At 69.9% G+C, this 8,790-nt stretch carries 8 protein-coding genes; 3 read left to right on the top strand and 5 right to left on the bottom strand.

What is annotated here, in order from left to right:
• Positions 1 to 192 precede the first annotated feature (192 nt).
• Together AB0K28_RS36665 and AB0K28_RS36660 are read left to right on the top strand one after the other, a co-directional pair.
• Entirely contained in the window at positions 193 to 960 is a 768-nt protein-coding gene (locus AB0K28_RS36665) for an SDR family oxidoreductase (RefSeq protein ID WP_364379018.1), read from the top strand.
• A 28-nt stretch (positions 961 to 988) separates the two neighbouring features.
• Complete coding sequence (locus AB0K28_RS36660; RefSeq protein ID WP_345397303.1) at positions 989 to 1,240, top strand: type B 50S ribosomal protein L31; 252 nt, start codon at positions 989 to 991, stop codon at positions 1,238 to 1,240.
• Positions 1,241 to 1,676: 436 nt separating this feature from the next.
• Here AB0K28_RS36660 and AB0K28_RS36655 read toward each other — a convergent pair whose 3' ends face one another.
• The 4 genes from AB0K28_RS36655 to AB0K28_RS36640 form a co-directional block, all read right to left on the bottom strand.
• Positions 1,677 to 1,940: a DUF6343 family protein gene (locus AB0K28_RS36655; RefSeq protein ID WP_364379015.1), complete on the bottom strand. Its 264-nt coding sequence runs from the start codon at positions 1,938 to 1,940 to the stop codon at positions 1,677 to 1,679.
• 27 nt (positions 1,941 to 1,967) lie between these two features.
• Positions 1,968 to 2,672: a maleylpyruvate isomerase family mycothiol-dependent enzyme gene (locus AB0K28_RS36650; RefSeq protein WP_345397309.1), complete on the bottom strand. Its 705-nt coding sequence runs from the start codon at positions 2,670 to 2,672 to the stop codon at positions 1,968 to 1,970.
• 31 nt (positions 2,673 to 2,703) lie between these two features.
• On the bottom strand, positions 2,704 to 3,396 hold the full coding sequence (locus tag AB0K28_RS36645; protein ID WP_364379012.1) for a DUF4344 domain-containing metallopeptidase: 693 nt from the start codon (positions 3,394 to 3,396) through the stop codon (positions 2,704 to 2,706).
• A 173-nt stretch (positions 3,397 to 3,569) separates the two neighbouring features.
• Positions 3,570 to 4,310: a hypothetical protein gene (locus AB0K28_RS36640; RefSeq protein WP_364379009.1), complete on the bottom strand. Its 741-nt coding sequence runs from the start codon at positions 4,308 to 4,310 to the stop codon at positions 3,570 to 3,572.
• A 192-nt stretch (positions 4,311 to 4,502) separates the two neighbouring features.
• Here AB0K28_RS36640 and AB0K28_RS36635 point away from each other — a divergent pair, with 192 nt between their 5' ends.
• Positions 4,503 to 5,375, top strand: coding sequence for a sugar kinase (locus AB0K28_RS36635; RefSeq protein WP_364379007.1), 873 nt, complete (start codon positions 4,503 to 4,505; stop codon positions 5,373 to 5,375).
• On the opposite strand, the gene AB0K28_RS36630 is transcribed toward AB0K28_RS36635, so the two are convergent.
• Complete coding sequence (locus tag AB0K28_RS36630) at positions 5,372 to 8,647, bottom strand: discoidin domain-containing protein (protein ID WP_364379004.1); 3,276 nt, start codon at positions 8,645 to 8,647, stop codon at positions 5,372 to 5,374. The genes AB0K28_RS36635 and AB0K28_RS36630 overlap by 4 nt on opposite strands.
• Between the last annotated feature and the right edge of the window lie 143 nt (positions 8,648 to 8,790).

Below are 8,790 nucleotides of genomic sequence, written 5' to 3'. Positions count from 1 at the left end.
TGGTCGTTGACTCATCTACCGGAGACCTCTTCTTTTGTCGATCTACGACACCTCAACGCGACCGTCACTCAGATCACTTCCGAAACGCGCCCTAGTGCGTTTCCGGCCATTCTCGCGGGAATTGCGGGAATGGCGTGACGCGTGTCACTTCGCGCACTACAAATGATCGAATGGCCGCATAGCGTAAGCATTATGAGCATTTCCTACGTAGTGACCGGTGGCGGACGAGGCATCGGCAGGGCCGTGGCCGAGCGGCTCCTGCGCGACGAGGAGGCCACCGTGATCGCCGTCGAACGTGACGAGGAGGCGCTGTCCTGGGCGGACGGCCGGCGGATCGTGCCGGTCATCGGGGACGCGGCCGACGAGGAGGTCGCCGCGTGGGCCGCCGACCTGGCGCAGGAGTCGGGCACGCTGGCGGGGTGGGTCAACAACGCGGCGATCTTCCGTGACGCCTCCGTGGACTCGTCGCCGATCGCCGAGGTCAGGGCCTTGATCGCGGCCAATCTCGATCTGGCGGTGGTGGGGTGCGCGACCGCCGTACGCCACTTCCTGGCCGCCGGCACCCCCGGCGCCATCGTGAACGTCACTTCGCACCAGGCCGCCAGGCCCGTGCCCGGCAGTCTGCCGTACGCGACGGCCAAGGCCGCCACGGAGGGGCTGACCAGGGCGCTGGCCGTGGAGTACGGCCGGCGTGGCATCCGGGTGAACGCGGTGGCGCCCGGCTCGGTGGCGACCGAACGGTATGAGCGGTTCCTGGCGGAGCAGAGTCCCGAGGGGGCTGCGGCCGTGGAGGCCGAGCTGGCTCGGCTGCATCCGCTGGGGCGGGTCGCCACGCCGGCAGAGGTGGCGTCGGTCGTGGCGTATCTGCTCTCGCCCGACGCGTCCTTCGTCAACGGGGTGACGGTGCCGGTGGACGGAGGTCGTGCGGTGCTGGGGCTCGACCCTGAGGCTCGGGAATGAAAACCGTTGCCAATGGGTTGCAGGGGGCATGAAGAAGAACCTGCACCCCGCGTACCGCCCGGTCGTCTTCCGCGACCCGAGCGCCGGTTACGCCTTCCTCACCCGCTCCACGCTGACCAGTGACAGGACGGTCGAGTGGGAGGACGGCAGGACCTACCCCGTCATCGACGTGGACGTGTCGTCCGCGAGCCACCCCTTCTACACGGGCAAGGGCCGCATCCTCGACACGGCCGGCCGCGTCGAGCGCTTCAAGCAGCGCTATGGCCGCGCCACGTCCTGAAATATCCGAAGAAATCGTGATGGCGCCCGCGCGCCCTGGGCCACACCCAGGACGCGCGGGCGCACTGCGTTCGGGGAGGGGAGGATGTGGCGCGCGTGGAGGGGTCCGCGCGGGGCGGGCGGCCGCCTGAGACGGCCTGTGACGCTTCAGGCGGCATCGCAGGGACGCGCGTGGTGGGACGCGCGTTGCGGGACGCGCGGCGTCGGAGGACGGGTTTAGGAGGACGGGACGGGTGGCGTGGGCGGGCGCGCGGCGTAGCGGGAGGGGCGATGTGGTGGGACGCGAGACTTGGCAGGGGCGGGCGTCCTGGGGTGCGCTGTTCCCGCGGATGGGTGGCGTGGGCGGGGGCGCGGCGCCGTGCAGAGTTGCCGCGTTCTGGGACTTGCGGCGTTATGGGGTGTGCCCGCGTGGGGGCGGGTGGTCTCTGAGGCGTTGGTCAGCGGTGTTGGTGGGTCTTCGGGCGGCGGGAAGCTCGGCGGTGGCGGATGATCAGGAGGTCGATGGCGGCGACTACGGCCACTGCGGCGGCGATCGCCGCCTCCCACACCCACACCTGCTCGCCCGTCCGCATGGCTTGGACGGTGAAGAACACCGCGGCCACCACCCCCAGCACCAAGGCGATGATCGACAGCACCCGCCGCACGCCCAGCGCGCTGCGGGCCGTCACCGGCTCGGTGCCCTCGCGATCACGCAGCCACATGGGGATCCGTCCTCTCCGAGTGAGGGTTCAGGCCAGGCAGCGCAGGGCGGCCGCCAGCCGTGGGTCGAGGTCGTGGCCGGTGGGGAGCCGGCCCACGGTGGCCTCCACGAAGTCCGAGGAGGAAAGCGTCGCGCTGACCCCGTTCAGGGACGCCCTGACCTGCCCGTCAGCAGGCTCCACCCGCACCTTGGCCTCCTGCTCGGCCAGGACGAAGCGGCTCACCGCCACCCGCCACGCCGTCCGCCCGGCGGCCTCGTCGGACGAGACGGGCGCGCCCACGTCGTCGGCGTGGGTGGCGTACTCGGAGTCGTAGTGGAAGGTCTGGTGCCCCACCGGGTAGGGCCCGGCCAGGGTGTCGAGGGTGCCGTCGTAGCCCAGTGCCCGCATGCGCGCCCGGGTCTCGCCGTTCTTGGTGCGCCACTCCTCCAGCACCTGCCCGATCGGCAGGTTCCTGCGCTGGCGTACGGACAGCTCGTTGAAGTCGTTGTAGTCGCTCACGCCCTCGGTGGCCAGCCGCGCCATGAGGTCCGGGACGGTCCCGTCGAGGCAGGCGTGGTTGTAGAGCTCCTCGCCCGCGAGGTGCGCGAGCACGTCGCGGACCGACCAGCCGGAGCAGCGCGACGGCCGCGCCCAGCCGGCCTCGTCGAGGCCGGAGAAGAAGCGGTCGAGCCTGGCGGCCTCGGCGTCGAAGATGTCGAACGGGTTGAAGTCTTTGAGCAGGTCCTCGGACATACCGGGGACGCTACCCGTCAGATCCGACGATTCACGGCCCGGTACGGACGGCGCCCCCGATGGCCGACCTGACCCGCTCGTACTCGGCGGGGCAGGAGGGCGCCCGCTCGGGCGGCACCCAGCCGCCCTTGGCGATGGAGGCGTACCTGGCCGGGTCGGAGCCGTAGAGCAGGCAGGCGAACGCGGCGGACTCCTTCAGGTGCTCGGCGCCGTCGTGGCCGGCGAGCAGGTGGCGGGCCTCGGCGGCGGCCACGACGTGCTCGGGGTCGTCGGCGAGCAGCGTGAGCGCGGCGAACTGGTCGGCCTGTGCGACGCTGTCGGGCAGGCCGTTGAGCGTGGTGAGCGCGTGGCCGAGCTGGCGGTGGAAGAGCATGGCGAGGGCGCCGTCGGTGCGGGCGCCGGTGGCCTTCGCGTCGGCCTCCTCGGTCTCGGAGATGCCCTTGATCGTGCGGTGCACCTTGTCGACCAGCGAGTAGCAGATGGTGATGCGGCGCTTGCCGGAGCTCCAGGTGGCCTCGGGGGAGTCGCAGTCTCGGGCGACGACCTTCACGTCGCGCGGCGGCATGATGTCGGTCTTGAGTGCCTCGCTCTTCTTCAGCAGCCGTTCTGCCTGCTCGGCGCTGTTGGAGGAGGGCTGCTCGTAGCGTACGGACACCTCGGGTGAGGGTGCCGCTCCCAGGGCGCTCGTGATGCTCAGGACGAGGGCGATCACGGAGTGCGGCATCCGGGGAGCTCCTTCAGGGGTCGGCCGTCGCAATGGGTGGTCCCATGCGGCGATATCAAGATCGCTAAACCTCCCGGACGGTAAAAAAGCCGGAAGCCCGGCCCCACGAGGGGGACCGGGTTTCTCGGCCTGGATCACATGAGCGGGACCTTCACCAGGCCCTGCCCACGTGGTCAGTGACGGTGCCAGGTGTACACGCGCACGTAGTCGCTACGGCTCGTGGTGTCCTCAAGCTGGCGGTCGCCGCTGAAGACGGCGCGGAAGGAGCCGCTCCTGTACGCGCGGGTCTTGGCGTAGAACTTGCCACCCCACGACGTACGGTCGGTGGCGACCCACTTCCAGGTGCTGGAGCCGAAGGCCTTGTAGTAGATGTTCACCCGCTCGTTGCGGACGCCGTCCCAGTCACGGCCGTCGCGGGCTTCGAGACGACCGGTGAAGGTGATGGACTTGCCCTTGCGCACCTTGCCGGGGCTGGCGTAGAAGCGCGAGATGCGGGTGTCGTCCTTGCTCTTCACCTGCTTGACGTAGAAGTACGCCGAGTCCGTGGCGATCCGCTTGCCGTCGCGGTCGAAGGCCACGGCGGTGGCCCTCCACTTGCCCTGCGGGTCGTTCTCGTTGAAGGCGGCGCTGAAGCGCCAGCCCTCGAGGCCCTTGACGTCCTTGGCGACGAGCGTGCGCACGCCCGCGGGGGCGACGCTGAGCTCGACGCGCTCGACGTTGCGGCTGGCGAGGACGTTGAAGTGCGCCGTGGTCTCGGCACCCTTCTTGACCAGGACCGGGTTCGGGCTGACGTCCTTGATGTAGAGCTTGGTGTGGGGCCTCGCGGCGGTGGACGCCGAAGCGACGCCCGCGCCCGAAACCAACATGGTGCCGCCGACCATGGCGGTCAGGATGCCTACTGCGAACTTCTTCATGAGGGTGCTGATTCCTCTCCCCGTATTGACTTCAGAGCGTGGCCTGGGGGTGCCGCGCTCCCTCTACTACTTTGAGGCACGGGATCGGGAAAAGGTTGGGCCAAAGTTCCGAAAAAATTTCGATCAAGCTTTAACCAGGACTTATACGGAAAAATGGGATTTAGGACACGTGATCGACTACGCTCGGGCGCCATGACGGACGTCTACACCCTGGGAGAGCCACTGGGCGTCGTCTCCAGCGGCAGAGTCCGCCATGAGAGCGAGGCCAGGCTGGACGTCTGCGGTCCCGAGTTCACCCTCGCCGTCGCACTCGCCAGGCTCGGCCACGACTGCGCCTACCTGGGCAAGGTCGGTGAGGACGAGCTGGGCGCAAGGGCGCTGACCGTGCTGCGGGGCGAGGGCGTGGACGTCTCCGACACGCGGGTGGTGGCCGGCACGCGCACGGGGATGCTGCTCCGCGACGCCCGCGTGGCCAGGCCGACGGGCGTCTCCCACTACCGCGCGGGCTCGGCGGGCTCGCTGCTCGCGCCGGGCAACGTCCCGATCGACCGGATCGGCGCCGCGAAGATGGTGCACGTGACCGGCATCACCGCCGCTCTGGGCAGGGACCCGCTCGAAGCCGTGCGCACAGCCGTCAACGCGGCGCGCAACGCCGGGGTGATGATCTCCTTCGCCGTCGAGTACGTCCCCGAGCTGTGGCCGTCCGTACGCGAGGCGGAAGAGGTGCTCGGCGAGCTGGCCCGCGCCTCCCACCTGCTCTTCCTCCGCCAGGACGAGCTCGACCTGGTCAAGCCAGCCCTCACCCCCGAGCGCGAGGTCATCGTGGACCGGGGCGCGAAGGGCGCGAGCGTGCGCGCCGACCGCATGCGCTACGACGTCCAGGGCTGGCAGGTGCCGATCGTGGACACCTGCGGCGCGGGCGAGGCGTTCGCCGCCGGTTACATCAGCGCCGCGCTCGACGGGCTCACCCCGCAGGAACGCCTGCACCGCGGGGCGCTGCTGAGCGCCGCCGCGGTGACCAGCGTGAGCGACTGGCAGGGCATGCCCACCAGGGCCGAGCTCTAGTCGATGGTGAGGGTGAACGTCGAGGTCGTGTTCCTGATGTTCTGGTGGTTGTCGCTGAAGCGCAGGTCGTTGAAGGTGGCCGACCCGATCGCCGGGCCCTGACCGGGCTCGGGCAGCTCGTTCACCCAGATCCCGAAGCCGGACTTGGCGTCGAAGGCGTCACCGCTCTTCCTGGCCCCGCTGATCGACACGTTCGTGAAGACCGTGTCCTGCACGGGGTTGAGCGGCGTGCTCGGGTTCTGGTAGCCGGTCTGGAACATGATCCCGCTGTACGTCGGGTCCACGATGTCCAGGTTGCTGACACGGATGCCCTGGAACACCTTCGAGGAGGAGAACAGCCACATCGCCGGGAACGTCTGCTGTCCCCAGAAGTGACCACCCGCCCTGACCAGCGAGATGTCGTCGAACCGCGTCGGCGGGGCGGCGCCGAAGCCGTGCATCGGGTAGCCGAAGTCCAGCGAGGAGATCGTGACGCCGGAGTACACGAGCGTGTCCGCCACGTAGATGTTCCTGAAGGTGTTGTCGTAGCCGCCATAGACCGCGAGGCCGGCCGCCCGCCAGGTCAGCAGCGAGGTCAGGTTCTCGTAGACGTTGCCGAACTGCTCACCCGGGTTGTTGTCGGTGGCCGAGAACAGCGCGAAGCTGTCGTCGCCCGTGGACCTGGTCTCGATGTTGCTGACGCGGTTGCCGGTGCTGCCGTTGGTGAGGTTCAGGCCGTCGGCGAACACGTTCCTGATCCTGGAGTTCTTGATGGTCAGGTTGTCCACGTTCGTGCCCCACAACAGGCAGACCTGATGCTCGACCCAGATGTCGTCGATGGTGAGGTTCGCGACGTTGGTGAGGTCGAAGACCTTGCCGGGGCCGTTGATGCGGTCCACGTAGTTGCCGAAGTAGGCGAAGCCGGTGAACGACGAGCCGTTCGCGGTGGCGTCCGCGCGGAAGCCGACGTCGGTGTTCTGCTGCCCGGCGGGCGCGTGGAAGCGGGTGAACCACGGTCCCGCCCCGACGACCTTGATCGCCTTGCCGTACACCTGGAACTTGCTGCTCGTCTGGTAGTCGCCCGCGGGGAGGTAGACGCCGGTGAGGTCGGTGTCCATGCGGGCGCGGTCCAGCGCGTTCTGCACGTCCTGGTGGGTGAAGCCGGCCGGTACGGCGTACTTCGCCGGATCCGGGTTGGGCACCTGCGCGACCTGCTCGAAGTCCACGAAGTCGATCGCGTACGTCGAGGAGTTGGCCGCGTCCTTCTGCAACCTGATCTTGCTCCCCGCCGGGACGGTCGTGCCGAGCATCAGGTTCGCCTCGTCGTAGATGTGGCGGGGCGGGCCGGCGCCCGGGTTGTTGGTCGGGCTGTCCTCGGGGCCGTACAACCAGGCGTGACGCGAGGTCAGGGGGATGGCCTTGCGGAACGTGCCGTCCACGTAGACGTTGAGCGTGGTGTCGATGCCGCCTCCGCCCGGCGCGTCGGGGATCGAGAAGCGGGTGACCAGGGTGTTCGTCGGGGCCTTCGCGGTGAACTCGACGTACGCGCCGGTCTGGCCGAGCGTCACCGCCCGCCGTCCCGACGCCTCGCCGGCGATCGTGCCGATCTCCCTGCTGGGGCCGACGCGGGTGGCGCCGCCGCCGATGGCCGCGTCCTCGGCCTCGTACGTGTCGTACGGCATGTTCGCCCCCCGCCCGACGAACAGCGGCAGCGTGCTGGTGTTGTTGTCCCGCTTGACCGGCAGCTCGTTGGCGTCGGCGGCGAGCACGGTCCTGACCGTGTACCTGCCGTCGGCCGCCGTCCACGTGCCCAGGTTGACGGGGCTCGTGGTGGCGCCGGGGGCGATCGTGCCGCTCACGGAGCCGGTCAGCGTCCTGACGACGGTGCCCGACGCGTCGGCGACGGTGAGCGTGATGCCGTGGGAGCCGCCGCCGGAGGCGACGGTGCCCTGGTTCTTGACGGCGACCGAGAACGTCACCGTGCCGCCCGCCGCCGGGTTGCCCGGCGTCCAGGAGACGGGGGAGGCGATGAGGTCGGCCGTGTCGACCGGCCGGACCGTGAGGGTGCCTGTGGCGGTGTTGTTGGCCTCGTTCTGCTCGGGGACCTCGCCGTCCTCGTCCACCTTGGCCGACAGCTCGTACGTCCCCGCCTCCCGCGCGCCGATGTCCGCCGACACGGTCGCGGAGGCCCCGGCGGCCAGCGCGCCCACGGCGGCGGTGCCGACCTTGGCGTCGCCCGCGTAGAAGGTCACGGAGGTCGCGGCGGAGCCGGTGCTGCCCGCGTTCCTGACCGTCGCCGACAGCCGCACGTCGTCGGTCTCGACCGGCGAGGCGGGCGAGGAGGTCAGGCCGGTGATGGTGAGGTCGGGGTTGGGCGCGGGCGTGCCGAAGATCTGGAACTCGGCGATCTGCCCGCCGGGCGCGCCCGTGTTGGCCGTGACCTGGAGGCGGACGTCGGCCGCTCGTCCGCTCACCGGGATCGTGACGCTGTTGCCGGTGGCCGGGTCGAAGGTGTAGGCGGCCTGGGGGACGAGGGTGGTGAAGGCGGTGGCGCCCTGGGAGCGGCCCTGGACGGTGAGCGTCTGGGTGCGGCGGGCCCAGACGGCGTCGGGGTTGAGCTTGAGGGTGACGGAGGTCAGCGTGGCGTCGGCGCCGAGCTGGGCGGTGAGGGTGGCCGGGTAGGCGGCGCTCTCCCAGTAGGTGCTCAGGTTGTCGTCGCCTGCGTTCGCGGCGGCGTACGTGTGCGTGTGCGACGACGCGGTCATCGGCTTGCCGAGCGCGAGGTTGGCGCCGTCCTGCGGGCTGTCGGGAGCGGTGCCCCAGACCTCCAGCTCGGAGAGCTGCCCGGCGGGCCAGCCGCTGTTGGCCGTGATGTGCAGCCGCACGTGGCGGGCGGTCGTGCCGGCGGGGAGGGTGATCGTGGTGGCGGGGTTGACGGCGTAGGTCGTCTGGGGCACGACGGTGGTGAAGGTGGTGCCGTTCGTGCCGGTCTGGACGGCGAGCGTCTGCGTACGGTTCGGCCAGCCGCCGGGGAGCTTGAGCACCAGGCGGGAGAGGGCGGTCGTGGCGCCGAGGTCGACCTGGATCCACTGGGGGAAGGCGTTTCCGGCCGACTCCCAGTAGGTGGCCTGGTCGCCGTCGGTGACGTTGGCGGGCCGGTAGAGGTCGGTGTGGCTGCTGGCGGTGGCGGGCCGGCCGGCGGCGAGGTTGCTCTCAGAAGCGGCTTGAGCGGCCGGATGGGGGACGACGAGGAGCCCGGTGAGTAACGTGAGGGCGGCTAACAGTGCTCTCATGAGGGGTGGCCCTTCGAGGGTGGGGCGGATGGCCGAACCATAAGATGTCGAGCAGGTGGCCGCAATATTTCGACGACATTGCGCAAACGATGGACTGACTCGCGCTGTCGAATTCCGCCAAGCCGCGCTGGTCAGCGCACCAG

This window comes from Nonomuraea sp. NPDC049504 (assembly GCF_040676845.1).
Classification (GTDB): Bacteria; Actinomycetota; Actinomycetes; order Streptosporangiales; family Streptosporangiaceae; genus Nonomuraea; species Nonomuraea salmonea.
Note: the sequence above shows the minus strand (reverse complement) of the source record. Positions and strands in the feature narration are given on the sequence as shown.